Raw genomic sequence first — 26,435 nt, forward strand, 5'->3', positions numbered from 1 at the left:
CAACATCCAATGCCGGGAAAGGTGTTCGACCTGGGATCGTGACGAACCAAGGTCGAACCGAAAACGACACGTAGTTAGGCGGGCTTAATAGGTGAGGCTTTAAGGTGGGAGCAGGGCAGGGGGGCGATTATTGCAGGGCGGCGCGCGCAGCGTCAAGAACGCGGGGCTGGACGTCGGCCAAGGTGCCGGGCAGGAATGCACCGGCAGCAGCCTTGTGTCCACCACCTCCATATTGTTCTGCCATCTTACTGCAATCAACAGCGCAGCGACTACGGAAGCTCAGTTTGAATCCGCCAGTTTGCTGTTCGACAAAGATGACGGCGAACTGGGTGCCAGCAATGGCCAAAGCCATGTTGATCACGTCTTCGGTATCGCTGGGCAAGGCCCCGGTGTTCGTGAAGTCTTCTTTCAGAACGTGCGTGTAGACCAACTTGCCGCCGAGCTCCGCTTTGACACGCGAAAGAATCACCCCTCGCAACAACACCCGACCGAGGGTGTCCTGCTCGTAGAGCGAATTGAAAATCTTCGACGGGCTGGCCCCGGCATCGATCAGGCGAGCAGCGATGCGATACGTGTTGCTGCTGGCCGAACCAAAGCGATACCAACCGGTGTCGGTGGCGATCGCAGCAAACAATGGGGTGGCGATCTCCGGCGTAAGCTTCACGTTGAGGGCATCGGCCGCTTCGACCACCAAGCGTCCCGCTGCTTCAGCCGTGGTGTTCTTAAAGTTTTCAGCTCCCAGATCGTCTTGGCTGACGTGATGGTCGAGGACCATCTTCTTGGCCGAGTGCGCGCGAATGACTTCGGCCATCGCACCCAGCTGTTGCCACGCGCTGGTATCCAAAATCATGATCGCGTCGCGATCGGCCAGATCCGAGGCTTGGGCAGTTTCGCCGATGACTTTGATGCGGCAAGTGGGATCGATGAACGCAAGATTTGGCGGCGTGGCCATGCCATTGACGATCTTCACGTCCTTGCCGAGCGCTTCGAGAATGCCGGCCATGCCGAGTTCGCTGCCGAGGGCATCGCAGTCGGGGCGAATATGGCTGACCAGCAGGAACTTCTGGTGAGCACCGACGAGTTCAACAAAGCGGGACCAATCAATCGACATGAGAGAGATTCTTTCGTTCGTTTCTTCAAGCGTCTTCAGCAGTATCTTGTTCGTACGTTTTCAGCACTGTCTGCACGTCGGCGGCCAGTTGTTGGGTGAGCTCTGCGACCGAGGCAAAGGGTCGAGTATCTCGCACGCGGGCAAGGAACTCGATCTCCAGCGGTTGACCATACAGGGACCCACTAAAGCCCGGCAAGTGTGCTTCGAACTTGAAAGCGTCTTCGCCGAAGGTCGGATTGGGACCGATGTTGATGGCGGCTGGCCAAATTCCCTGTGGCGTGAATGCCCGACCAGCATAGACGCCGATCGGGGGGACCAGCGTATCGATGCCGGCGAGGTTCGCCGTGGGGAAACCAATCTTACTCCCTCGCTGGGCTCCGTGGGTGACGAGTCCCCGCAATCGATAGGGGCGCGTCAGGAGTTGTCTGGCGGCGGCGACATCGCCCTGGCGAATCAGGTCTCGCACCCGGCTGCTGGAGACCAGGTCGCCAGCGGTTGCCAAGGGCTCGACGACGTCCAACTTCAGTCCTTGGCTGGCACAGAGCCCCTGCAGCAAGGCCACATCACCCCGCCGCTGCTGACCGAAGCGAAAATTCGGGCCTTCGACCATCCCCTTTGCCCGCAACGACTGGACGATGATCTGCTGAAAGAACTCCTCGGCCGTTAGTCGCAGCAGGGCTTCGTCCGTGGGGTAAGACCAGACCGCGGTTACGCCGAGTTCCGAGAGGAGTTCCGCCTTTCGCTCAGACCAGGTGAGCGGTGGCGGAGCGAGTTCAGGCCTTAAGATGCGAACGGGATGCGGATCGAAGGTGAGGACGACAGCGGGACCGCTTACTTCGCGGGCTCGGGTAAGCAGGCGTTCGACCAATCGCGCGTGCCCGCGATGAACGCCGTCGAAGTTGCCAACTGCAACAGCGCCTCCCAAAAACTCAGCGGGCAGGGGACCCGAGGTGCGGACGAGATGCAGGGCAGGATCCTTGTGGAAACAGGCTAAAGGTTGAGTGGCGAGTCTAATTGCTGGCACTTCTAACTATAAACCTTGCGGCCGAAATTTTTAACCCTCAAGGCGTTGAAACGCCGGCGGGAGAAAGCGAACCAGATCGGTGGCGATCAGCGAAACCTGACCGACTTCCGTAGCTGCCAGGTCGCCGGCTAAACCATGTACGTGGCAGCCAAGCACGGCCGCCTCGAACGGGGCGAGTCCCTGGCAAACGAGGGCGGTAATGACGCCCGTCAAAACGTCGCCACTCCCCCCAGTCGCCATGCCGGGATTGCCGGTTTGGTTCAGTTCGTGGCGAATGCCATCGGTGATCAAGGTGTGCTGTCCTTTGAGGACGAGCACTACATTCCACTGAGCGGCGAAAGTCTTGGCAGCTACGACCTGCTCAGCTCGCGAGGCAAACTTCTGATTGGTCAGCCGGCTGAATTCGCCTGGATGGGGTGTGAGGATCCGCGGGCCAGGATGCCGAGGGGGCTGACCATTCCGCTGGGCAACGTCAGCCAAGGCGTTCAAGCCGTCGGCATCGACCACCAGAGGCTGTGGAAGTCGCTCGTACAAGTGCTGCACGATCTTCGTCCGAACTTCGGATCTGCCGAGCCCGGGACCAATCGCCAGGCAAGTCGCAGGCTCGGTGACTTTCTGCAGTTCATCGATGACCTCTGGAATTGCGAACTCGGCGTCATCGTGGCAACTCAGCGGCGTGGTCATGTAGCACGGATCATGGCAGGCAACTTGGGCGAGCATTGGCTCCGCGACAGCCAATTGCACTAGTCCGGCCCCGCTGCGCAGGCAGGCCATGCCCGATAGGCTGATTGCTCCAGCCATGCCGTACGAGCCGCCAATCAGCACAGCGCGGCCAAAATTTCCTTTGTGGCTATCGGGCTTGCGCGGTGGAAGGTGGGGAAGAGGCATGGATTCGCTCGAACTCAGGAGTTCACCGGCAACAGGGCGTGGAGAATCTTCAGTTGAATGTTGATCTTCAGCCCGTCACACCGCTGGTGAATGACTTCAGACAGGTTGTTGAACAGCAGTGACGAGTTTTCCTGGGTGTAGTAGCCGCTGATCATGCTGATCTGGCCGAGCAAGTCACTGCATAAGCCCAAGTAGAGCAGGTTTTCTTTGCGGCTGGCAGGATCGGCCAGCCCCAACACGTCCTTATTGCTTTGCAACATACTGATGAGGCTGATGAGGGAGTTAAGTTCGTGAAACCGCTTGCGATAGGCCATGATTTCCAATCCCAGCAAGGCCAGGAACGCGAGGCCAATGTTGACGATGATGCCCAGAAAAGCTTCAACGCCTTGAAAGATCTCGCTGGCGTCGTTCATGTTTGGTTCGAAGCCGCCGTCACTGATCGTCTGCGGATGGAAATCGAGCAGGTGGTTCGCTTCGGCCAGCAAACGCGGCGTTAAGGCTGAGCGAGCCACGAGAAATGTCGAGACGCTGTAAGTGGGAATCGCTTCCGCCGGTACCGCGGGCGAAAAGTCAAAATGCCGTGCAGGAAGCGTTGTCGAGTGCAGGTAGTCGAGCTTACCAGCCCGCGCGCCGAGATCGACAGCTTGAAGTTTGAAGCCAGCCTTCGTCAATCGCTCGATGGCGACGATCGTTTTTTCATCGGCCGGGTCTTTCACGACAAATGCGGCATCGACGTCGTCGGGTAGCCGATAGTCTTCATTGACACTCAGTTCGCGCCAATCGTGTAACCATTCGATCTGCTTGTTCATCTGCCAGAGGGCAAAAAACTGCATGGCCACGGTATGACTACCTTCGCCGGCGAGGGATGTCAGTACTTTTTTCACATCGCGTGGGTTCTGGATGTGCTCCTTCAGGAGCCACAGGACCGTCTCGGGACTCGGCGTTTCTACTCTTGGCAATTCTGGTGGGATCGCAATGCCACCTTGCACAAACGCTAGATCGACTTCGCCGCGCGCGACTTTCTCGGCTGCTTCGCGTGAGCCGGGGACGACAACCGGAGTAAAGCTAACTTTCGAGCGTCCTCGTAGTCGTTCCTGCAGTTGACTAAAGTCGCGATCAGGTAAAGCAATGGTCAGTTTTGTCGTATGAACAAAGCGCCAATATGTCCAACCCAGCAACAAGATCAACGCGACGGCCAGAAAGATTGCCGGGAGGCGATGCAGGCTCCAGGGACGTTGAATTTCTTTCGATGCACGCTCGGCTTCGCGTGCTGCACGGGCCACATTCGCAGCGGCGCCGGCCAGTCCTTGGTGCGTGGGGAGATCGCGCTGCACGCGCTGGCTGACTCCCTCCGCGGCGGCAATAACTGGCGCAATTCGCAGCTTAAGCGGCTGACCGGATTCCAGCACCCCATTTGATGGCGGAGCAGGCGCATCTGGCCGGATTCGTTTCGACTTTTTGGCAGCCATTGGCACGACTCCCATGTTCAACAAAATCAGCGAGTCAGCAAGCTCGGCAACCCCCGAATTAGCGGGTCTCCGGTCTTTTTTAGACGCTGGTCTCAATTACTCGAAGCCGTTATAACAAAGAAGGCGTGCCAGACGATTGGCGGAGCCGGTCCCTTTGCCCTGGCACACTTCTTCTCACCGGAACAGGCATGACAACTTCTGTTTCCCGTATTGATCCGGCAGCATTGCCGGTAGATGAGCCTGTTTTGCACTCACCCATTTGGACGCTCACTGGCGTGCAAGTCCTTGGTATCGGAGCATTTGTACCGCCCCGGGTGGTGAAGAACGAAGACCTGATTTCGCTCGGCTGCGATGCCGAGTGGATTGAACAACGAACGGGCATTCGCGAACGCAGACAAGCCGAGCCCGATCAGGCTGCCAGCGATTTAGGGTACGAGGCAGCAGTCAGGTGCCTGGAGCAGGCCGGCGTCTCTGCCAAGCAAGTCGACCTGATCGTCCTGGCTACCATGAGTGCTGATAGCCCGGCCCCGTCCACAGCCTGCCGCCTGCAACGCCGCTTGGGTTGCAGCGCTCCCGCCTTTGATGTGAGCGCAGCCTGTGCGGGCTTCATGTATGCACTTTCGACCGGTATGCAGTACGTCAAAACTGGCAACGCCCGACACGTGCTCGTGGTTGGCAGCGATGTGATGTCGCGAACGGTGAACCCGGCCGACAAAAAGACTTTTCCTCTCTTTGGCGATGGCGCTGGTGCAGTGCTGCTGGGTGCCGGCAAGCCCGACCAAGGCCTGGTCGCCTATACACTGGGTGCCGATGGTAATGGCGTAGAACTACTGCACATTCCCGCTGGTGGCAGTCGCGAACCGCTGACGCCAGAATCGCTCGCAGCTGGCCGCCAATACATGTCGATGGATGGCCGGGCGGTCTTCAAGTGGGCGGTGCGCACGGTTGCCGACTCGTGCCGGGAAGTGCTCGGCCATGCGGGACTGACTACGAGCGACGTAACGTGGCTCGTTCTGCATCAAGCGAACAAGCGCATTCTCGATGCAGCTGCTGCGGATCTTGGTATGTCCGCCGACCGAGTGATTATGAATCTCGATCGTTACGGCAATACTTCAGCCGGTAGCATTCCGTTGGTGCTCGACGAACTTAATCAGCAGGGCCGACTCAATCGTGGCGACCATGTGTTGCTGAGTGGCTTCGGTGCCGGTTTGGCCTGGGGCACCGGAATCTTCCGCTGGTAAAGCTAGGCCGGAACTGTTGTTCACGGACTACATTGCACTCGCAATTCGTTCTGCAGCTTCTTCGCCGCTGCGGACGCAGAAAGGAATGCCCACGCCGTGGTAGGCATTGCCGGCAAGCGCGAAGTGCGGAATCGCGTTGGCCGCAGCGTCGATCTTGGCGACCAGGTCCAAATGCCCGACGTGATACTGCGGCATGACGCCATGCCAGCGATTGACCTGGCAGAATTCGGGTTCGCCGGTCGCTCCCAGTAACTCGCCCAGCTCTTTGCGGACGAGTTGTTCAATGCCCTGGTCGTCGAGTTCATTGAGCTCGGGCTGCAAGGCACCGCCGACAAAGACGCGGAGCAGGATCCTCCCATCGGGTGCTCGGCCGGCGAACTTCACGCTGGCCAAACTGCCGGCGATGATCCGGCGATTCTCTACCCGCGGCGCCACGAAGCCGAAGCCATCGAGTGGATGCGTGAATTGTTCCCGCTTGTATCCCATTACTGCCACGCTGCAGCCGGCATGCGGAATGAGCTTCACCAGGCCCGACAACTGCGGGGCGATTCGTTCGAGGAGCGGCGGACACGAGTGGGCCGGGGAAGCGACGATCACGTCGTCGAACGTCAGGGGCGCGGGTGAGCCTTGTACGAACAGGCACCAGTTCACGCCGCTATCGTGAGGAGTTCGTTCGAGCCGTTCGATGCGGGCATTCAAGCGAATCGAACCAGCGGGCAAGTGATTGGCAATCGCATCGATCAATTGACTCATGCCAAGCCGCGGCGCGAGAAACTGGCCATAGCGCGCACCGCTCGCAGCAGCTTCCTTGGGCTTGCCCGGTTGCGTCTTTTGCATGGCCCGCATGGCACGGATCAAGCTGCCGTATTTCCGTTCGTGCTCCACAAATTGCTTGAGCGTGGCCTGCATGCTGAGGCGATCGGGGTCGGCGGTGTAAATGCCGCCGATGAGCGGTTGAATCAACCGGTCGAACGCTTCGCGCCCAAAGCGGCGCAGAGCGAAGGACGTCAAGCTTTCGTCCTGGTCATCGCGCTTGCCAGGAATGAAGTACTCGCTGGCGAGCCGCAATTTGCCGAGCGGACTGAGGAGCGGAGTTTTCAGAATCGGCCAGACTTTGGCCGGCGACATCAGCGTGAAGCCTTCGGGCACGGGACATAGTTTGCCACGATGAACGACGAAGGCGCGGCGAAAGCGTGGATCGGTGTTGATCAACTCATTCGTGAGTCCCACGCGCTGGGCGAGTTCGAGCGCCCACGGTTCGCGGGTGTTGAACATGTCGGCCGAACGTTCAATCAGGTAACCATCGCGCTCGACGCTGTGCAACACGCCGCCGAGTCGATCGCTCCCTTCAAACAACGAGATTTTCGCAGTTGGGAGCAATTCGTGCAGGCGGTGAGCGGCGGCCAGGCCGGTGATGCCACCACCGATGACGGCAATTCGTCGTTGTACCGAGGAACTCAAGGCTGGATCGCAATCAGGCGGAGGGCGGGTGAGATGAACGAGCTACAACAAATCGAGCGGGTCGACGTCGAGCACCCATTGTACCTCAGCGGGAGCTTGCAGCGACGCCGCCACCTTGGCGATGCACTGCCGCAAGGGCTCGCCGTGCGCACTGCTGATGAGCGCATGAAAACGGAATTTGCCGCGGAGCCGTGCGATGGGACAGGGCGCCGGGCCGAGAACTCGATGCGCAACCTGGTGGAGTTCGAGCGCCTGGCGAAAGCGTTCCGCGGTCTGCTCGGCAAAAGCTTCTACAATCGATTCTTCGTCGCCACGAACAATCAGCCTGACGAGGCTGGTCTGCGGAGGATAAGCGTGCTCGAGTCGCACGGGCAATTCGGTATTCGCAAACAGGGCGTAGTCATGCTTGAGGGCAGCTTGAATCGCAAAGTGTTCGGGGCTGAAGGTTTGAACCAACACGCGGCCACCTTTGTCGCCGCGGCCCGTTCGGCCAGCGACCTGCGTTACGAGTTGAAACGTCCGTTCCGCAGCGCGAAAGTCGGGGAAGTGCAACGAGGTATCGGCATTCACCACGCCCACCAACGTCACGTTGGGAAAATCGAGTCCCTTAGCGATCATCTGCGTGCCGAGCAGGATCTTGATCTCACCCGCGCGAAACTTCGCGAGTGCCTGCTCGTGACTCCCCGGCTTTTGCATTGTGTCGCTATCCATGCGCAGCACAGGAACATTGGCAAATCGCGACTTCACTTCCGCTTCCAACCGCTCGGTGCCGAGGCCGCTGTAGCGGATGCCATCAAACTTGCAGTCGGGACATTTCGCGGGGGCTCGTTCCTGATGATCGCAATAATGGCAAACGATTTTGTCCCCTTCGCGATGATGCGTGAGGGCAATGCTGCAGTGCGGGCAATTCGCCACATAGCCACAACTGGGGCATTGAATGTGAGTGCTGAAGCCGCGTCGATTGAGGAGCAAGATCACCTGGCCATCTTCGCGCAGGGCGTGTTCCATCGCCAGATGCAGTGGGCGGCTAATCGCGCCGCGACTACGGCGATCTTGAAACTCAGTGCGCAAGTCGATCGTTGCAACATCCGGCAACGGCCGGTTGCTGACACGCGTGGGCATGTCGATCAGCAAGAATTCGCCCCGCTGTGCTGCCTGCCACGATTCGAGGGCCGGTGTGGCGCTGCCCAGAACCAGCGGCACATTCTCGGCCAGTGCCCGTCTCTGAGCGACATCGCGAGCGTGATAACGAGGGGATTCGCCCTGCTTAAACGAATGGTCGTGCTCTTCGTCGATGACGATCAGCCCCAATTGAGGTGTGGGAGCGAAGACCGCACTGCGGGCACCAATGACAACTTGCACTTCACCGCGCGCGATCCGCTGCCAATGCCAATGGCGCTCGGCATCGCTCAGGTGCGAATGCAACACGGCCACGCTGCCAAAGCGAGAACTGAACCGCTGCTTGGTTTGGGGTGTGAGGCTGATTTCCGGAACCAGCACGATCGCTTGCCGGCCGAAGCGAATGACTTCGTCGATGGCGCGGATATACACTTCGGTCTTGCCGCTGCCGGTGACACCGTGCATCAAGACAGCGCGGTGCTGACGCCTTTCGAGTGCCCCGATGATCACGTCGAGCGCTGCTTGCTGGTCGACATTCAGATGCAAGTTCTCTTCGCGGGGAGTAGCCGCGATGTCGATCTCCACGTTCTGAATGCGCTGCACCTGGGCCCGCAGCAGTTTCTTTTTTCGCAGCTCGCTAATGGGACCCAACGTGCACTTGGCCGCGGCTGCCAACTCCGGCGGCGTGAGTGGCCGCGGCGAAGCAGCGAGGATGCGGAGGGCATCGAGTTGCTTCGTGGGGAGCTTGAGCTGATCGAGCTTGAGGGCGACATCGTCGGGTACGCTGAGAAAGGTCATTTCTCGCGTGCCGGCTTGCCCGCGCACACCGGCGGGAAGCACGGCGTGCAAGACCTGGCCCAGCGGACACAGGTAATATTCGGCCATCCACTGCGCCAACCGGAGCATTGCGGGCGAGAGCAACGGCTGCGGATCGACGACCGCCAGAACTTCCTTCAGCGGACGACTCCCAACGCTCTTTGACCCTGCGTGCAAGCAGTAGCCGATGACGCCGCGGTTCCCCTTGCCCAGCGGCACCTGCACTCGTTGCCCGGGAGCCAACGGAGCCCGCAAGGTCGCGGGAATGCGATACGAAAAGGGGCCGTGAGGCGGATCGGCAAAGACGATTTCAGCGACCTGCTGCTCGCTGCTCGCATCGAGGGTCCAAGGATCGGGCTCCGTCTCGAACAGCGATTTTTGAGATTTATCCATAAGAAGGCCGGCCGTCCAAGGTCGTCGAACATTTATTGTAGCGTGTTCAATCCTTAGTTAAGCTGTGCCTAGCAGTTTTCCCGCCCTGATGTTTTAACCTCTCCCCATCATGACGTACTTTGTACTGCACCGCCGTTTGCGCTTGCGCAAGTCGCGAGGTTTCACCCTCGTTGAGTTGCTGGTAGTCATTGCCATCATCGGCGTACTGGTTGCGTTGCTGTTGCCCGCGATCCAAGCGGCCCGTGAAGCGGCGCGGCGAATGTCTTGCCAGAACAACCTTAAACAGTTCGGGTTGGCGATTCACAATTATGAATCGGCCATGAAGACGTTTCCCGCAGGCGGACAAGCAGGACGGACGGGGGCCGCGAACAATTATGGCGCGTCGTGGCTCATCATTACGCTGCCCTATACCGAAAACGGCTCGATGTATAACCAGTTGGATTTGTCGGCGACGACCGCCGCGGCAACAGGGTTGACGTATGACAACGGGACGATGGGGAACGCGCACAACGGAAATCTACTGCGAGGCAAGTCGATCAAGATTCTGAGTTGCCCGAGTTCTGTCCTCTCCAAATGGGGACTGGTAGGCCATAGTCCGCCAGGACCAGAAGGCGTGATGCGACCGACCTATGTGGGCATCAGCGGAGCGAGTACGCATCCGAACGTGCCTCCGTCCGACGTGACCGGCAACACGAACCAGCACACCGCGACCGGTCACCAATCCAAGGCCGGCGCACTTGTATCTCACAAGTATGTGCGCATCAGCGAGATCTCCGACGGCACCAGCAATACTCTGGCTGCCTCGGAACAATCGGGCCATTGCTTTAGTAGCACAGGTGCCAAAGTCGATTGTCGCAGTGACTACGGTCACGGTTTTTCGATGGGGCCATCGACCGACAACAACCGCGACTGGAACATCACCACCGTGCGCTATGCCATCAACGAACGAGACTGGGGGAAAATGGGAATTGGAAATCCCAGTTACGCCTGCAATCGGCCGATTCAATCGGTTTACCCCGGTGGCGCGAACGGGCTCTTTGCTGACGGGTCGGTGAGATTTTTGCAGCAAGGGCAGGCGGTTCAAACGCTGCACGATCTGTGCAATCGCGACGACGGTAATACGGCAAATTAACCTCCCGCCATCGATACCACTTGTTTCTCAGTCTTTGCTTCCCAGTCGCTGGTTGAGCCCATCATGTGTTGCTATCTGCGCCGTTCATGGTTCCTGCTTGTCTGCGTGCTTCTGTGCTGCGGATGCAATCCTGCCAGGCCGCCAGTGGCGAAGGTGCATGGGCAGGTCCGGCTCAATGGTGAACCGTTAACCTCTGGCATCGTGATCCTGGAATCGGAAGATGGTCAGCAATCGCAGCTGGCCGATCTGGATGCACAAGGGAAGTTCGAAGTGCGGACCTATCAAGACGCGGGTATTCCGCCGGGCATTTACAAGATTGCCGTGCAGCCCGGGCGTCCCACGGGCGATGAAATGCCCCTCGTGAGTGACGTGACCAAACCTGCGCCGCCGCCCAGTCCGATTCCGATGAAATACTTTAGCGTGGCAACCAGCGGCCTGACGTGGGACATCAAACTCGACCAGGATAATGACTTGCAAATTGACTTGAAGCCTTAACGGCTTGGTGCTCTGGGCACCTCAGTCGTCCCGTACTTGCTTGCGGAACTGCACCTGCTGCACTCCTTCGACCTGGTTGATTTTGGCGACGAGTGTTGCTGCCGAAATTTCCGGGCGCAACAGGACGCGATACTCCACATCGACCGCGGCCCCCTGCTTGGCAGTTTCCACGGTCGTCAGTTCGCGCCGTGTGGTGAATTCGGCCAGGACAGGCTCGAGAACTGCTTCCGGACTTCGGCCCAGTCCTAAGCGAACATGCAAGATTGCGACTGCGGTTGAATTCACATTGGCGGGGAAGTAACGGAAGATAGTGGCTGCTGCTGCCACTCCCAGAAACGACATCAAGGCAACCACGGGCTGCCCAGCGCCGATCGACATGCCCACAGCCACCGCAAAAATCACGTAGGCAACATCTTGGGTGTCCTGCATCACGGTGCGAAAGCGGACAATCGACAGTGCTCCGACGAGTCCGAAGGCGCGGGCCAGATTGTCGCCAATCACCTGCGTGACCATGGCGATCAAGATCGTCATTAGCACCAATGTGCCGGGAAATGTCGAAGCGGTCAGCGTGGTTCGACGGCCCCAGGCATAAACAAAGGCGACCAGCCAGCCACCGGCAAAGGCAACCAACAAGCGGGCCAGGATGGCATCCCAGGCCAGCAGGTCTTGAACGGGCGCGAAGAGCGCATTTTTCAGCCAGGTCTCCATGCAATACTTTCTAGAGAGCAGGCCTAGGCCACTGCGCGCGATTCATCCGAGCCCGATACATCGCCGGCAATTTCTTCTGCCGGCGGCACGACCCAGGTCTCCATGCAAGTGCGAAACTTGCTGACCTTGAGCGGATCGAGCGTGAAGTCACTCATCACCCCTTTGAAGAGCGCTGGGAGTGTCGTGGGGTACTTCAGTTCAAGAATGCACAAACCACTCAGGCGGTTCAGTCCACTGAGCGAACTGCGAGGAACTTCCCAGTTTGCAGCGGGCTGGCTGTCGACACCACTCTCGAGCAAACCGCTGCCGCCGATGGCGCGATCGAGGGTCATGCGAATCGGCCCTTCGGGAGTCAAACCGACTCGCGCGAAGCGTTCGTAGGTGACTGAGCAAACAGGCTGGAGTTGACGTAACTGCACGCGGCGGCGGAACCAATGTCCTGGCCAGTGCGGCGGTGGCGCTTGCTGATGAAGGCAAGCCAATTGATTTTCCTGAATGGCTGTGCGGCGCTTTTTAACGCGGCCTCTGACTTTGGCTTTCCGCTCAAGCCAGATGGTCTCTTCGTGGCCATAGCGGCGGAGGCGATATTTGCGCGTGCGGAGTGCTCCCGCCCGGCCAAATACGCCGAGCGCGGGAGTATCCAGGTAGACGCTGTGGACCTGATACATTTCGCTCTCGTCGCAGAGGGCGACAGGATCGCGGGCCATATGAATGCGTGCCCAGTCTATTACCTGTGCTGCTTGTCCTTCAGACAGCAAAAACTTTAACTCATACTGGCCAAAACGATGATCGCTCCGCGAGCGGTTGGGGGGAGTCGTGTTGCTAGAACCCGACACTGTTGAACTCAACGCTGCACCTGCTTCCTTGCTACCGGTCATCCTCGGCCCAAATTCGGGCTGAGATCGCTCCGGTTCTGCGCTTGCGTGCATTCGTCCCTCGCTACAGAACTTTGTGATCTGAATCAAATGCCCGCCGCTGCCTGCGGCGATATCAATACAGTGTAATTGGTCGCAAGGTGTGATTCTGTTTCAACATACCAGCAATTAGCAAGCGAAAATTACAGCCCCCGCCCCCCGGCCTAAGAAAAAAAGGTTTGTGCCCGAACTTTCGTCACCTACCAAACAATGCACGACGAATCGAAAACAGGTCCTTCGACGCACGTGCGCCGGTAATCCCATTCGCCATCTTCATCCCTCACTTTGGCGACGCAGGTGAAGCAAATTCCGATGCCACAGGCCATGGGTGTCTCCAAAGAGATTTGACACGGAACCCGCTGCTGTGCCGCCAACAGCGAGACGGCCTCCATCATCGGCTCTGGACCGCAGCAGACGATTCGCGGTTGGCCGCGGTCTTCCGCAAGCACCTCACGCAGCAGATCCGTCACGAGTCCCTTCTTGCCGCGACTGCCGTCATCCGTAGCCAGTCGAACATCCACGCCTAGCGCTTCAAAGTCTTCAACCCCGGCGAAATACGATTGGTTTCGGGCACCGTAGCAAAAGGTCACTCGCCGGGCTGGAGGAGCACTTCTTTGCGGCAACCCGAAGCGGGCGAGCCCCAAGTATTCTTTGGCCAGTGCCAGAAAAGGCGTCTGCCCGATGCCCCCAGCTACCATGATCAAGTGTTCGGTCGGCTGCGGTTGAAAGCCATTGCCGAGCGGTCCCCAAACATCGAGCCGTTGCCCAGGCTGCAAATTGCAAAGACGCGAAGTCAGCTTGCCTTTGACGAGATAGACAACATCGACATCCGTCGCTTCGCCCTGCGCATTGCCCTGCACGTCGTACATAGCGAGTGGGCGCCCCAGGAGCGGATCGTTGAAGCCTGCCAGCTTCAGCATCACGAATTGGCCCGGGGTGATTTTGGCTGCTAGTTCCGGGAAGCGAAACCGGACCCGCCAGGTATCGCGAGCTAACTCGATGTTCTCCACGATCTCGACCGATCGCTGAACTGCTGAGTCGGCCAAATAGGGCGCGTGAGCCACGCTCATGAAGACTTACCTTTCTTGCGAACGCGCTTGCCGAAGATATTCTTGCCGCCCCCACCACCGCCACCGATGTCCTCGCGTTTTCCCTTGCCCGTAATCTTGCCCGGATACTTACCCCGGGCTCCACGATTCTCTTGAGGACGAGCGGCCACCAACTTGCCGGGGCGGCGTGGCATCTTGGCAGGTCGTTCGTCACTGCGGATCGCATCACCGCGAGGAGCCTCAGGGTTGATCGCGACATGGCGACCGGCGACGCGGGTCATTTGCTGACCGGGACGACCGGTGCCGCGCCCCTTGTTAGGCCGGCCTTCACCGCGAGCACCTTCGACCCGGGCAGCTTCCGTACGTTGTCCGCGACGTCCTCCTTCGGGCTTGGATCCTGGGGATCGCGATCCTGCGGGCCTCGCTCCAGTTGGGTTGCGGCGGTCATCACGCCCACGATTGCCACCGGGACGATCACTGCGCCCTGACTCTTGCCGTACGCCACGCCCCCGCGATTCGGGCATTTCTTCTTCCCGTCGATGTCGTTGGCCCCGACGCTGCTCTTGTCCCGATGCCGACCGATGCCCCGTACGCGGTTCAGCTCGCAGCGGACCCGATCGATCCGATCTGGCCGCAACCTTGTTGCCAGCAGATTTGTTTCCGACTGGCTTTGTCTCTTCACGCCGGCGCGGTTGCGGGCGAGTGGATGCTGGTTCACGCACCCGAGCAGGCTGTAGCGGCGGTGGGCCATCTTCGTCGAAGTCGATCACATCGCCACGAGGAGCGGGGCCGGAACGGGGCGGACCCTCGTCATCTGTGATCTCTTCCATGATGACGGTTTGCTTGACGTGAGTAGTTTCGTCATCGTCATCGTCTTCATCGTCGTCGCTGAAGTCACTTTCCTCTTCACTGTCGTCATCAAAGTCGTCATCCGCGAAGCTATCGAGGAAGTCTTCATCGTCGTCCTCAAAATCTTTGCCTGCGAGCAACTTGGCTGCGATGGAACTCGCACTAGGTGGTTTTTTGGCTGGAGTCGAAGGGCTGGCACTCGGAATAGCAGCTTCCGCTGCGGGGCGTTTCTTCGGTGCTTTAATAGGCTGTTCGAGAATGACTACCTGTTCGGTGGACTCAGCAACCGTCTCGAGCTCCCGAGGGGGAACTTTCTTCTTCTCTTTGCGCTTCTGCCGCGAGATTGCCAGGAGTGATTCGATCTCGGCACCGCTTAGTTTCCGCCATTCGCCCGTTTCGAGCATGCCGAGCTTGAGTCCCCCTATGGCAATCCGCTTCAGCTTGAGAACCTTGTGTCCTACTTTCGCCAGAACACGCCGAATCTCGCGATTGCGCCCTTCATCGAGCACCATCAATAGATCGCTGCTTTGCTTGTGGCGTCCCTTTACCACGACGGACTCAACTTTGCAAAAGCCTTCGGCCAAATGCACGCCGCGGCGGAGCTTAGCCAATGCTTCCGGACCAGGGCGTCCTGCCACGCGGACCAGATAGGTTTTTTCCACGCCATAACGTGGGTGCGTGATATGGTTGGCAAATAGTCCGTCGTTGGTGACGAGGATCAAGCCCTCGCTCGCGCGGTCGAGACGACCCACAGCAAAGACGCGCTCGTCGTTCGGAACCAGATCGATCACCCGGGCGCGACCGGACGGGTCGAAGTTCGTGCAGACGACGTCGACGGGCTTATTCAGTGCGAAGTAGACCCGCTTAGGCTGCCGCAGGGGTTCGCCATCGACCCGAATCTCTTGCGAGCTGGGATCGACTCGCGTTCCAAGCTCCGTCACGACCTTGCGGTCCACTTCCACCCGGCCTTCGCGAATGAGTTCTTCGCAGTCCCGGCGGCTGGCAACTCCTGCCGCTGCCAGCACTTTTTGCAATCGCTGGGCACCGGCGGTTTCGTGTTCGGCGGCAGCGCGGCCAGAGGGGCGAGACTGCTGGTTAGGTCGACTTTTTCGGGGGCGTGTCATGGAAGCCAATCGAGGGAAAGGGGAAGCACGTGGAGCGACTGTCGGCGTGCCTCCAGGCAAATGCAGAACCATCAATTTAGCCGAATGACGGGAAAACAGCCATGGCCGCCGCGGATCTCCTAGCAAACTGCGAATGAACGAACAGCGTCGCATGCTCCCTGAACTGAGGGGCCTGTCGACCGTCGCGCGGCAAGCCCTGCCGCCTCGCCGTAAAAGCCGAAAGGGAAGGAGCCTGATATTCCGATGAATCGTTTGCTGCGGATCATTCCGCCCCTACCGGCCGCACCGCCATCTCCTGCCTCGGTTCGTTCCCGCTGCAGCCCACCTAATCCGTACGGTTTGACACCCGTTCGCAATCCCGTGCATCTCTTGTGAGGATGGTCGCCTATGTCCAGCCCCGTTTCACGCCGTCACTTCCTGCTTGGTTCCGCCGCTGCACTGGCGGTTGGACAATTGGCAAACGCAGAGCCTAAAGTTCCGGTGGGTACTCCGCTGCCGAAGCAATCACTCAAGGGAGTCGTGGTACCAGGAACGGGATCGCGCGTGCCACGAACGGGCGACGACTTCGAAGCCGACGATTGGATTTACTATCCCCAGCACCCGAAGAGCAGCTACAACATCGACGAGAACATCCGGGCTCCAGGGGGTGTGAGCAAGAACTATCTGTGGGTGGAAGCTGCGAAACGCGGTACTCCCGACATCGTGAAGCGAGTGCCGACGCCGAAGGGCGGCATCGAAGGGAGCAAGGGTTCGATTATGATGCAAACGCTCTACTCGGGAGTTCCCGGGCGGTTGTCGGGAGCCGATCAACAGGATGACTTGCTGCAAGATGTGAAGGGACGCTTTGGCAGCGAAATTCCTGTGTCTTGGACTCCCAATGTCGTGGTGCGAGTGTACGTGCCCGCCGCTGAGAAATGGGAAATGCGTTACGCCTACACCTTTGGCTTTCGCGCTGGCCTAATGGGGCATACACCGAAAGGGAAGAGTGACGAATACTGGCCCGGCATCTTCCTCGAACAGCAGTTCGATCTAAAAAATAGCGAGAAACATTCCTTCGTGCGGGCTCGCATTCGCGGCGACGAATGGGGCCGCGACCTGCCTGGTCCGACGTACGAATGCGAAACGTGGATTACGATGGGCATGAGTTTCACGCCCGATGGCCGCTGCCATTTCTTTTCGAGGGCCGGTGTCGATAACCTGACCGAAGCCGATCATCTCGGTTCCTGGTATAGCTATAACTGGCGAGCGCACACGTTCATGGCCTACTTTTTTAACGTCATGAACATGGACGACGGCCGTTCGCTCTCGACGCCGTGGATCATTGACGATCCGATGCTGTATGTCGCTTCGGCACCGCAACTCCGTTCCGCCCAAACGCCGCCGGCCGCGAGCAAACGATAGCGTGCACTGCTATTCCGGCCGCATGGCGCGCCGGATGACGTCCGCATCGAAGTAGTTCGTACTCATGCCCGCGTCGACAATCAGATTCTGCGCTTGAATGCCGGATGAACGCGGGCTGAGGAGGAAGACGGCAACATTCGCCGCTTCCTCGGTCGTCAAGGCTGCTTTACGCGGGATCACTTGCTCGGCATATAAATACGAGTCGATATAGCCGGGAATACCGGCGGAAGCACTGGTCTTGAGCAGCGACGGCCCCACGGCATTGAAGCGCACTCGCGAAAAACGACTGAACGACTTCGCCAAAAAGGCCAGCGAGGAGTCGAGGGCTGCTTTAATCGGTGCCATGTAGCCATAGTTCTCGCTGGCCATTCGCGTCGTCGAAATCGATACAGTTACCACACTCGCATCTTCCGCCAGCACATCCTTCAGCGCGTTGCTCAGCGCCATTAGCGAGTAGCACGAAATATCCATGGCCCGCAGAAATGCCCGCTTGGGCGTCTCGTGAAACGGCTTCATCCCGTCGCTGTAGTCAGCAAAGGCAATCGAATGCAACAGCCCTGCAAATTTTTTGCCGGTTGCGATTAGGTCCTCGCGCAGCCGTTGAATTTGATCTTCGAACTCGACATCGCAAACGAAAACCGGCCGGCTGCCAATCAGCTTCTGCACACTGGCGCGGCGCTCTTCGCTGCGGACGACGAACGTGACTTCTGCGCCACAGGCGATCAATCCCTGTGCCACCTGCCAGGCAACACTCTTTTTATTGGCAACGCCCAGGACGATCACCGACTTGCCGGCGAGGCCCAAATAGTCGGGCTGAGGGTCACTCATCGATCTTCCTCATCGTCTTCGTCCTCATCATCCTCACCTTCTTCGTGCTCGTGCTCGTCGTCCTCGGGCACCTGGTTCTCGGTCCAATACTCTTCGTTAGAAAGCAACTCTTCGACAACTGATTTGTCCGTTAAGGCTTCGACTTGCGGCACGCAGTTGATCTCGTGATAAGAATGCATCCCTTCCATCGAGATCTCTTCGACCGTGGTGGGGATAAACCAGCCATCGAGATAGACGTACTCTTCGCCCAACTCCAGTTCTTCGCACATGACTTGCATCGCCTCGACCCAGGCCGCGACATCGTCCTCCGTGGGAGCGTCAAAACCCGGCCCGCGTCCCTGAAGATCGCGCAGGGCCGTTGCTTCCCACGATTCATTCAATTCCACCGCGACCGCAAATGAAAACGCTTTGCGGCACTTCGCGCAGCAGAACAGCCAACCGCAACCGCACCAGGGACAATCCATCTGCGGCGGGAAAGTGATCAGCGCTTCGTCGCACTGGCAGTGGCAAACGAGCTTATCGTTTGCCCGCTTTAAGTACAGGTGCTTTTTGGGACGAGCGGTGAGCGGAGTGGACTTTGACATAACCGGGGCTTCGGCTGAAGGGTATTGTAAGGACTATTGTTTAGGGGCCAACTTAACGACGAAGTTGAGCGTGCAGGCAGGCTTTCCTTCGTGCAGAATCTTGCCGGACAGAAAGTAGGCATCGCTGACTCGGTCGTCGAGATTGGCCTCGATTTCGACAGTATCGCCAGGGCGGATCATCCGCTTGAATTTCACATCGTTGAGTCGACCGGCAACCGGCACGCAATTAGTAGCCTGGGCGACTTCACTGAGCAACACCGCGCCGGCTTGCATCGTCGCTTCGCACAGAATAACGCCAGGTACCAGCGGATAATCGGGATAGTGTCCCTGGAAGTAGAACTCTTCAGCCCGAAATGTTTTGCGGCAGACAACACGATTGGTTTCGCGCGAGACGATTTCATCCAGAAGCAGCATCGGTGGGCGATGTGGGATCGAATCCAGAATCTCGGCAAGTGACATGCAAGCGGCCAATCCGGCGGAAGAGAGTAGTAAGCGAAACGTTGCGGCCAGCAGATTGAACCATTGTCGAAGAGACACCCAGGTTAGGGCAAGCGGGTTAGAACAGCGGCGGATGTCCTAATTGTCGCCGCATCAACGATAGCTGACCGATGTGCAGCGACAAATGCGTGGTCATGAGCAGGGCTACCAGATCGCCAATGGTCGCAACAGGCGAGCCGTGGAATAAAGCAATCGCATGGGATTGATTCATGGTGTCCTCGTCGGCCTTAACGGCGGCAGCACAGACGGCCGCGTGTCCCACTTCGAACCGTTCGAGCAAGGTCTCTTTGGTCGGATAGGCATCAGGTGCTGGGGGAATTGCGCTGGGCCCAAAGAGCGTATGCCATGCTTTGGGGCAGACCATCGGCTGACCCAGCAAACGCAAGGCACTATCGTTCGAGATCGCCAAGTGGCCGAGCACATGCGAAGGTGGATTGACCGCGCCAATCGTTGTTTGACGGCACTGCTCGTCGCTCATCTCGCCGACTACTTTATGTAGGTAGCCAGCCATAAACTGGGAGAGTCTGGTTTCGCGCTCGAACATGTTGCTGCCTGTTATTCTGCCGCGTGCGGCTGGGGCGCTGGTGCTTTCATGAGCAGTGCATCGACATCGTTGGCGACGATCACACCATAGTTGATCGCACCCAACCAGCCCGACATGATGATGCCGACGCTGCCGGCGTGATAGAGTCCGCTCACTTGTTCCGGCAATGCGCGGCTTACTCCCAGTCCCTCGAACTTGGTTCCAAAACTGGCGCCGGCAACATGCTGCGTGTAGTGCTGAAAAGTCTTAGGAGTGGCCGCTTCCACGTGATCCAGCCGCTCGCGGATGCCAGGAATATAGTTGTTCAAATGATCGAGCGTTCCCTCAATTAACTCCTGCTTACTGGCTTCGTAATCTTCGTCCGAAAGTTTGGCCCAATCGGCAAAGTTGGCGTTGGTGCTGGAAACAATCAGGCAGCGCGGCCGGCCTTGCGGGCGCGTGCGCGGGTAGTAGAACGAATACGTCCGACTGGTGACATCCTTGCTCAGCAGCAGATCGGTGCGAAATTCCTTGGCGGTGCTGGTGAAAAACAAGTCGCCCATGTTTTCGTCCACGCGTTCATCCGGCTTCAGGCCGATATAGACCTGCGTGCTGCTGTTGTTGAGTCGGACCGCTTCGGCATCGTCGACAAACTTGCGATCGAAATGCTCTTTGCCCGCAAGTTTCAGGATGGTGTATTTCAGGTTGGCATTGCTGACGACTGCTCGGCAGCCAATCTTGCGGCCGTTGATGGTAACGCCTGTGACGCGGTCGTTCTCGATGTGAATCTTTTCGACATCGCAATTGATGCGCACATCGACCCCACTGGCCTTGAGGTCGTCGTGCATCAACTGCACAAGCCGATCGGTGCCACCCTCGAAGGTATAAACCCCTTTCGACATGAAGTTCGAAAAGACGATGCCATAGGTTATGGCCGGGTCTTCGAGCGTGCTGCCGTTGGCGTAAACAATGGGCTCCATCAACAGGCGAACGACATCTGGCCGGCCTGGAAAGAACCGCTCGAAGAGTTGCCCGGTCGTCAGTTTTTGATCGTCGTAAAAGTTCATCCCGCGTGCGGTATCAAAGAACGCCTTGATGGTTGCCGCCTCGATCCCGAACCGCTCAATGAGCAAGCGAGTGAAGTCGTCGCGGTTGTAGCTGGTCGTCAGCGAGAACATCGGGTTATCGAACCGAATATTCTTCAAAGGCACGATCGATTCGGCGATTTCCTCCGTCCAATAGCGGCGACAACTTTTGATCATTCCAAATGGAAAGCCGTGCAACGATACATCGAAGATGTGACCACCGGGGCGCTTGAACCAGGTGGCCATGCCGCCGAGTTTGTAGTGCTGTTCTGCCAGCAGCACGCGATGCCCCGCACGGCCGAGGATGTTCGCGGCCGTCATGCCAGCGAGACCGCTGCCGATGACGACCACGTCATACTCGTCGCTGGCACCTTTGAGAAAATCCTTCGGCATCCAAATTCCTTCTGCTCTTGTTGGAGTACTGGCATTGGCCAGTACTCCCAAGGCCGGCTAAAGCCGGTACTCCAACTATTTTGCCAGTTCCACAGCACGCAGATTCCGGAACGACAAGTCGGTCGTCGGATCGTGTCCCTGAATCTGCAACGTACCCGCTTCCGTTCGCAGGCCCTCGCGCGGGTTTGTGTGAGGCTTCCGTTCATCGGTCCAAGCTGTGACCGGATAACCATTCACCCAGCACTCGATGTTCGCGCCATCGGCAATCAAAGTCTGGTGGAACCATTCGTTGTCGTTCGAAACAACCATGCGGGCGGGAATTCGACGGTAAATGCCACCCGTGCCGAAATCCTTGGGTTTCGTGCGGTCCCCGTCCTTATAACCGTTGTGAATCTGGCACTCATAACCGTTGGTCACTTCGCCAGGAATGCAACGGAAAAAGATCCCGCTGTTTAATTCCTTCGCGTTGCTGATGCATTCCCATTGAGCCACGAAGTCACCGAACGTGGCCTCGCTTTCCAAACTGCCGCGGCCATCCTTTACGTTGATCTCGCCCGCTTCGGTTACGGTGAACTTGCTCTTGGATCCGGCCACATCTTTCCAGCCGGTCAAGTCTTTGCCATTGGCAAGCGAGGTCATGCCCAGCGGCTTGAGCTTGATGTTTTTGAACTCGACTTGACCTTCGTTCAGTTGCAAGCCAACGTATCCGCGGCCAACCGGTTTTTCGTCGACATACTCCAGCACGGTCTTGCCGTTCAGATCGACCTTGGCTTTACCACCGACAAGCGTGACGTGAAACGTTTGCCATTCGCGGCTGTCGGGAACTTCGTCGGCTTTTTTGCGCCCTACAAAACTACCGGTGGGAAACGGATTCTCGGGAGGGGCGATATTCAGTTCGTAGCACTTGGTCGTGACATCTTCCTTACCTACCACTGGTGAGGTTCGCAGGAAGACGCCGCTGTTGGTCCCCTTCGCAGCGCGAAAATCGACCTTGAGCTCGTAGTCGGCAAATTGCACATGTGTGCAAAGTAAACCTTTCTCGCCGCCGCCTACCACAATCGCTCCGTCATTCACGCGCCAGTCGGCTTTGCTGTGGGCTTGCCAGCCGAACAGGGACGTGCCGTCGAACAGGGCGATCCAGCCGTCCTTTAGTTCATCTGCGGTCAGCAGGGCAGGGGCCTCTTTCACCGGCTTGGCCGCCACCAGAGTTTCTGCCTTGTCGGTCGGCCTCTTATCGGCCTGCGCGATCTGCTCGGCGATCTTCTTCGCTGGCGGTGGTGTGAACTTGACCGTTGATTCTTGGCCAATGCAGCCAGCAGTTGGCAGGCTAAACACGACAGCCAGAAGCGTGGCGAATAGAACAGTCGATCGCATCGGGTAAGTACCTTGGCGAGAGTTAGACGAGGTTAATTGAAACATTGTAGCAATCCCATGAGCGCCGGTCCGCTGACTTTTCGCAGCATCACATCGACGCTTGTCCCAGCAGCCGTCGCAAACAAGTGATTCCAATTTCGCCCATCTGCAGCGGTGGAATGAGCCACAGCTGTGGGTTGAGGACTTCGAGCGAGACGCAGCCGGTGTAATGAATGGCCCGCAGTCGATCGAGTAACGGAACCAGATCGATGTCTCCTTCGCCAGGCAGGATGCGCTGGCTGTCGCTGGCCAGTTCGCGCGGCAAGTCGGCGATATCGCACAACTGCACATGGAACAGGTTTTCGCTCGTGAGTGAAGTCAAGTCGGCCGGCTTGCTCGAACTGGTGTGATAGTGAAACGCGTCTAGACAAATCCCCAAGCTCGGCAAATTGAGATCGGCCAGCAGCATCGCCAGCGTCTTCACGTTGTTGCCGAAGGCGGCCGACGATTGAAACTCAATCGCCGCTCGCACGCCGTGGTTTCCGCACCGCTGCCCCAGGTCTTGCAGCGAAACCAGCACCCTTTCGAGCATCTGCTGATCGAAGCCTTGTCGCGGCACATCGCAGGCCACGACGATAGTCCCAATCTCCGCTTGCTGACAAAGTTGCAGCCGGCGGTCGAGCAGTTGCCAGGCTTCCTGCCGTCGCTCGCCTTGGCTGGCGAGCAACCCACCTTGAAAACTGGCCACTGGCGTTTGCAACTCGAGCTTGTTTCGCAGCCGGCGAAACTCGTCGAGCGAGTGTTGCTCGAGCCATGTTTCAAACTTCGTCAGCCAGATCTCTACGCTGCCGCAATGGCCGGCAGCGTAGTCTTCCAAGTCCTTGGCGAACGGACTGTTGAGCGAACAAACCTGGCTGATGGTGGCGAGCATGGAAGTTAACTCAGTCGTGTTTCCAGTTCAGCCACCAGTTGATCCTGATGCACTCGCTTTTGTTCGAGCGAATCACGATCACGGACGGTAACTGTGCCATCCTGCAACGTCTGGCCATCGACGGTGATGCAGAACGGAGTTCCGACTTCGTCCTGACGACGATAGCGCCGGCCGACCGCGCCCTTCTCATCGTAAAAGACGTTCCACCGCTTCTTCAGCTTGCGATAAATGTCCTGGGCAATCTCGGGCATCCCTTCTTTCTTTACAAGCGGAAAGATGGCCACTTTGATTGGCGCGATCCGCGGATGAAACTTCATCACCACGCGCGTCTGCAGCTTGCCGTTCTCGTCCGGAGCTTCGTCTTCGTGATAGGCCTCGCACAAGAATGCCAGCGTCGCTCGATCAGCACCAGCACTCGGCTCGATGACGTGCGGCGTGAACCGCTCGTTGGTCAACTCGTCGCGATAGGTCAAATCCTTGCCGCTGCCGCGCCATTTCGGCTTGCCATCGGGGCCGAGTTGAACTTTCAAGTCTGGCTTTGAATCCGGATCGAGCTTCCCTTCCATGTGACTGCGCAGGTCGAAGTCGCCACGATGCGCCACACCTTCGAGCTCGCCGTATTCACCCGCCGGCAGGAAGGGGAACGCATACTCGATGTCAGCAGTGCCGGTCGAATAATGGCTCAGTTCATCCTGGTGATGTTCACGCAGTTGCAAGCGTTCACTCGACAAGCCGAGATCGGTGTACCACTTCATCCGGCGATCGCGCCAGTATTCGTACCACTTGCGCGACGTGCTCGGATGACAGAAGAACTCGATTTCCATCTGTTCGAACTCGCGCGAACGGAACGTAAAATTCTTCGGCGTGATTTCGTTGCGAAAACTCTTGCCAGATTGCGCAATACCGAACGGAACTCGCACGCGCGTGCTGTCGCAGACGTTCTTGAAGTTGACGAAAATACCTTGAGCCGTTTCGGGACGCAAAAATGCAGCATCTTCTTCGGTGCCGAGCGCGCCGACGATCGTCTTGAACATCAGGTTAAAGTCGCGCGGTTCGGTCAGCGTGTTCAGTTCGCTCGCATCGGGACCGAGCACCTTCACGCGATCGGGTACCGAGATCGTCGAGTATGAGACGTGGCTGTCGACGACGATCTTCGTCTCCTTGCCGCCGAACAGTTTGCTCACCTTCTTATCAAACGTGTTCGAGAGTCCCTTGGCGAACTCTTCTGGCTCTTTCATCGACGAAACCCAACCAACCGTCTGGCCGTCGATCTGGACGGGAAAGCAGCGGATGTGATCGGCCCGGTAACGGCCTTTCGATTCCTTGCAGTCGACCATTTTGTCGACAAACAAGTCGTAGTGGCCCGAGACCTTCCATACCTGCGGATGCATGATGATCGAGCAATCGAGGCCGACCATTTCATACGCGGCGGGGGCGCCGGGCAACGTCACCAGGTCGTCGTGGCCGCTGACCATGTCCCGCCACCAGGCGTCCTTGATGTTTCGCTTCAGTTCCACGCCCAGCGGGCCGTAGTCCCAGAAACCATTGAGGCCGCCGTAGATTTCGCTCGATTGAAATAGAAATCCGCGCCTCTTGCAGAGCGAAACCAGTTTTTCCATGTCCATGGTAGGTCGGCAGTTTGTAAGGAAGTGAAATGGCCGGTCCTGACACGGCGTCAGGCTCTTCCGCGAAACTAAAGAGTGTACGTTCTCTTGGCAGGTTCGGTCTATGCCGGGGACGGGTCCGCCTGCCTGACAACGCCTGTGACGTAAGTCCTCGAGCGCGACCTGCCAGTTTCAACCAACTTGTCCAACAATCACCCCGATTGTTGGACACTCACCCGCGCCGTTGCCGAGAAATACGCTATCGCGCGTCCAGCAATGGGATTCATTGTTGGACACCCCCCTTGGGTGTGTACGCTCGACTTACGGCGATTTGCTACTGCGATCGGTAGGCGAGAATTAACTGCTGGAGACAATGTCTCTAAAACGCCCAAGCAAGCCACCAACTTTTCAAAGAACGCAAACCTTCCAATCATACGAGGTCGCGTGGACTAGCTTGGTCCTGACGCGGGCAGTTTTTGGCTCTGCTGTAGGTCACATCGGCCCGATGTGACCTTGGATTGGCGAACACGCGCTGTCGTGCCAATCAAGGTTACATCCGGCGGATGTAACCTACTTGCTACTTCGCCGTAATCCGCCAGCTCGTAAGATCCAATTCGGCAACGAGGTCGAACTGGTCGATCTGGGCGGCCAGGTCGATATCGTTCTCGTGGCCAATGTCGATCAGGTTGCGGCCGCCGCGACTGGCTCGCAGGGCCTGGCCGAGGGGCGAAGTACCGGTCAAGTCGCCGACTGCGGAGCGCCAGGCATCGGCTGCGATATCGGCCTGGTCGTTGGTCTTAAACTCCAGGCCCGTCAATCGCGACAGATCATCGACGATCGCGCCGGCCAGCAGCGTGTCCTCGCGAGTCACGTGGCCATCGGTGCCGGCGCAAACAATGTCGATTTCGCTTTCATCTGCCAATTCACGACAGACGGCTGAGAGATTGACGAAGCTGGCGAGGAGCACACGCTTGGCCAGCTTGCAACGTTGCATTGCCCGCGTGCCGTTCGTCGTCGTGAAGATCACCGTCTTGCCGCCAACCACTTGCTCGCTATATTCCGCCGGCGAGTTCCCCAGTTGGAAACCTTCGATTCGCAGGCCGCCCCGTTCGCCGCCCAGTAAGACTCCAGCGCCGATGAGTTTCGCTTTCGCGCGTGCATCGTCGACATTCAAAAACGGCAGCACTTCGCGCGCGCCATTGGCCAGCGCATGGACGACGGTCGTCGTCGCGCGGAGCACGTCGATGACAACAGCGGTCTTGCCCGCCAGTTGTGGCGGCTCGACCAAATCGGGCAACAAGTGTACGGCCACAGTGCGAACGGTCTTGCCAGCAGGCATGCGTCGATTCCTTCACCTTCGTAGCGTGGGCTTTAGCTCCTGGACTGCTGAGCCGGAAGCGTCAGCGTCCGGAGAGTTCTCTTACTCGAGGGCCAATTCTCTC

Annotated in this window: 23 protein-coding genes; 4 read left to right on the plus strand and 19 right to left on the minus strand. The window is 58.3% G+C overall.

All coding sequences use genetic code 11. The features are described 5' to 3' along the window. Nucleotides 1-127 precede the first annotated feature (127 nt). From ETAA8_RS11825 to ETAA8_RS11840, 4 genes are read right to left on the minus strand one after another with little or no spacing between them, the layout of a single operon-like run. A complete protein-coding gene (locus tag ETAA8_RS11825; protein ID WP_145088218.1) occupies nt 128-1,111 on the minus strand; it encodes a DHH family phosphoesterase in 984 nt (327 codons plus the stop codon). Between the two features lie 25 nt (nt 1,112-1,136). After that, on the minus strand, nt 1,137-2,135 hold the full coding sequence (ribF, locus tag ETAA8_RS11830) for a riboflavin biosynthesis protein RibF (protein ID WP_238397741.1): 999 nt from the start codon (nt 2,133-2,135) through the stop codon (nt 1,137-1,139). 30 nt (nt 2,136-2,165) lie between these two features. After that, the gene (locus tag ETAA8_RS11835; protein ID WP_145088219.1) at nt 2,166-3,023 is read right to left on the minus strand and encodes an NAD(P)H-hydrate dehydratase; all 858 of its coding nucleotides are present in this window, start codon (nt 3,021-3,023) and stop codon (nt 2,166-2,168) included. Between the two features lie 14 nt (nt 3,024-3,037). Next, entirely contained in the window at nt 3,038-4,492 is a 1,455-nt protein-coding gene (locus ETAA8_RS11840; RefSeq protein WP_145088220.1) for a type 2 periplasmic-binding domain-containing protein, read from the minus strand. 188 nt (nt 4,493-4,680) lie between these two features. Here ETAA8_RS11840 and ETAA8_RS11845 point away from each other — a divergent pair, with 188 nt between their 5' ends. After that, nucleotides 4,681-5,733, plus strand: a complete 1,053-nt coding sequence (locus ETAA8_RS11845) for a beta-ketoacyl-ACP synthase III (protein ID WP_145088221.1) — start codon at nt 4,681-4,683, stop codon at nt 5,731-5,733. A 27-nt stretch (nt 5,734-5,760) separates the two neighbouring features. Here ETAA8_RS11845 and hemG read toward each other — a convergent pair whose 3' ends face one another. Both hemG and priA read right to left on the minus strand, forming a co-directional pair. Further along, nucleotides 5,761-7,194, minus strand: coding sequence for a protoporphyrinogen oxidase (gene hemG / locus ETAA8_RS11850; protein WP_145088222.1), 1,434 nt, complete (start codon nt 7,192-7,194; stop codon nt 5,761-5,763). 42 nt (nt 7,195-7,236) lie between these two features. Next, the gene (gene priA / locus ETAA8_RS11855) at nt 7,237-9,522 is read right to left on the minus strand and encodes a replication restart helicase PriA (protein ID WP_145088223.1); all 2,286 of its coding nucleotides are present in this window, start codon (nt 9,520-9,522) and stop codon (nt 7,237-7,239) included. A 109-nt stretch (nt 9,523-9,631) separates the two neighbouring features. On the opposite strand from priA, the gene ETAA8_RS11860 reads away from it, so the two are divergent. Together ETAA8_RS11860 and ETAA8_RS11865 are read left to right on the plus strand one after the other, a co-directional pair. Further along, nucleotides 9,632-10,654, plus strand: coding sequence for a DUF1559 domain-containing protein (locus ETAA8_RS11860; RefSeq protein ID WP_145100435.1), 1,023 nt, complete (start codon nt 9,632-9,634; stop codon nt 10,652-10,654). 63 nt (nt 10,655-10,717) lie between these two features. After that, nucleotides 10,718-11,149: a hypothetical protein gene (locus tag ETAA8_RS11865; RefSeq protein WP_145088224.1), complete on the plus strand. Its 432-nt coding sequence runs from the start codon at nt 10,718-10,720 to the stop codon at nt 11,147-11,149. A gap of 21 nt (nt 11,150-11,170) precedes the next feature. Here ETAA8_RS11865 and ETAA8_RS11870 read toward each other — a convergent pair whose 3' ends face one another. From ETAA8_RS11870 to ETAA8_RS34585, 4 genes are all read right to left on the minus strand, one after another. Next, nucleotides 11,171-11,857, minus strand: a complete 687-nt coding sequence (locus tag ETAA8_RS11870; protein ID WP_145088225.1) for a DUF4956 domain-containing protein — start codon at nt 11,855-11,857, stop codon at nt 11,171-11,173. Nucleotides 11,858-11,880: 23 nt separating this feature from the next. Then, nucleotides 11,881-12,786: a polyphosphate polymerase domain-containing protein gene (locus ETAA8_RS11875; protein ID WP_145088226.1), complete on the minus strand. Its 906-nt coding sequence runs from the start codon at nt 12,784-12,786 to the stop codon at nt 11,881-11,883. A gap of 185 nt (nt 12,787-12,971) precedes the next feature. Further along, complete coding sequence (locus ETAA8_RS11880) at nt 12,972-13,841, minus strand: dihydroorotate dehydrogenase electron transfer subunit (protein ID WP_145088227.1); 870 nt, start codon at nt 13,839-13,841, stop codon at nt 12,972-12,974. Further along, entirely contained in the window at nt 13,838-15,793 is a 1,956-nt protein-coding gene (locus ETAA8_RS34585; RefSeq protein WP_202921781.1) for a pseudouridine synthase, read from the minus strand. Before ETAA8_RS34585 ends, ETAA8_RS11880 begins: the two co-directional genes overlap by 4 nt. A gap of 387 nt (nt 15,794-16,180) precedes the next feature. On the opposite strand from ETAA8_RS34585, the gene ETAA8_RS11890 reads away from it, so the two are divergent. Beyond that, the gene (locus tag ETAA8_RS11890; RefSeq protein WP_145088228.1) at nt 16,181-17,194 is read left to right on the plus strand and encodes a hypothetical protein; all 1,014 of its coding nucleotides are present in this window, start codon (nt 16,181-16,183) and stop codon (nt 17,192-17,194) included. Nucleotides 17,195-17,203: 9 nt separating this feature from the next. Here the strand turns inward: ETAA8_RS11890 and ETAA8_RS11895 are convergent, their stop codons facing one another. The 9 genes from ETAA8_RS11895 to ETAA8_RS11935 form a co-directional block, all read right to left on the minus strand. Continuing rightward, entirely contained in the window at nt 17,204-18,022 is an 819-nt protein-coding gene (locus ETAA8_RS11895) for an enoyl-ACP reductase FabI (protein ID WP_145088229.1), read from the minus strand. Beyond that, nucleotides 18,019-18,606, minus strand: a complete 588-nt coding sequence (locus ETAA8_RS11900; protein WP_145088230.1) for a hypothetical protein — start codon at nt 18,604-18,606, stop codon at nt 18,019-18,021. Before ETAA8_RS11900 ends, ETAA8_RS11895 begins: the two co-directional genes overlap by 4 nt. Before the next feature lie 33 nt (nt 18,607-18,639). Then, nucleotides 18,640-19,065, minus strand: a complete 426-nt coding sequence (locus ETAA8_RS11905) for a 3-hydroxyacyl-ACP dehydratase FabZ family protein (protein ID WP_145088231.1) — start codon at nt 19,063-19,065, stop codon at nt 18,640-18,642. 97 nt (nt 19,066-19,162) lie between these two features. Beyond that, nucleotides 19,163-19,648, minus strand: a complete 486-nt coding sequence (locus ETAA8_RS11910; protein ID WP_145088232.1) for a DinB family protein — start codon at nt 19,646-19,648, stop codon at nt 19,163-19,165. An 11-nt stretch (nt 19,649-19,659) separates the two neighbouring features. After that, complete coding sequence (locus ETAA8_RS11915; protein WP_145088233.1) at nt 19,660-21,105, minus strand: phytoene desaturase family protein; 1,446 nt, start codon at nt 21,103-21,105, stop codon at nt 19,660-19,662. A 75-nt stretch (nt 21,106-21,180) separates the two neighbouring features. Next, entirely contained in the window at nt 21,181-22,479 is a 1,299-nt protein-coding gene (locus ETAA8_RS11920) for a 3-keto-disaccharide hydrolase (RefSeq protein WP_145088234.1), read from the minus strand. Nucleotides 22,480-22,567: 88 nt separating this feature from the next. Next, nucleotides 22,568-23,389, minus strand: a complete 822-nt coding sequence (locus ETAA8_RS11925) for a sugar phosphate isomerase/epimerase family protein (RefSeq protein ID WP_145088235.1) — start codon at nt 23,387-23,389, stop codon at nt 22,568-22,570. A gap of 5 nt (nt 23,390-23,394) precedes the next feature. Next, nucleotides 23,395-25,008: a glycine--tRNA ligase gene (locus tag ETAA8_RS11930; protein WP_145100438.1), complete on the minus strand. Its 1,614-nt coding sequence runs from the start codon at nt 25,006-25,008 to the stop codon at nt 23,395-23,397. A gap of 562 nt (nt 25,009-25,570) precedes the next feature. Next, a complete protein-coding gene (locus ETAA8_RS11935; protein ID WP_145088236.1) occupies nt 25,571-26,332 on the minus strand; it encodes a 2-phosphosulfolactate phosphatase in 762 nt (253 codons plus the stop codon). Between the last annotated feature and the right edge of the window lie 103 nt (nt 26,333-26,435).

Origin of the sequence: Anatilimnocola aggregata (assembly GCF_007747655.1) — a bacterium.
Taxonomy (GTDB): Bacteria; Planctomycetota; Planctomycetia; order Pirellulales; family Pirellulaceae; genus Anatilimnocola; species Anatilimnocola aggregata.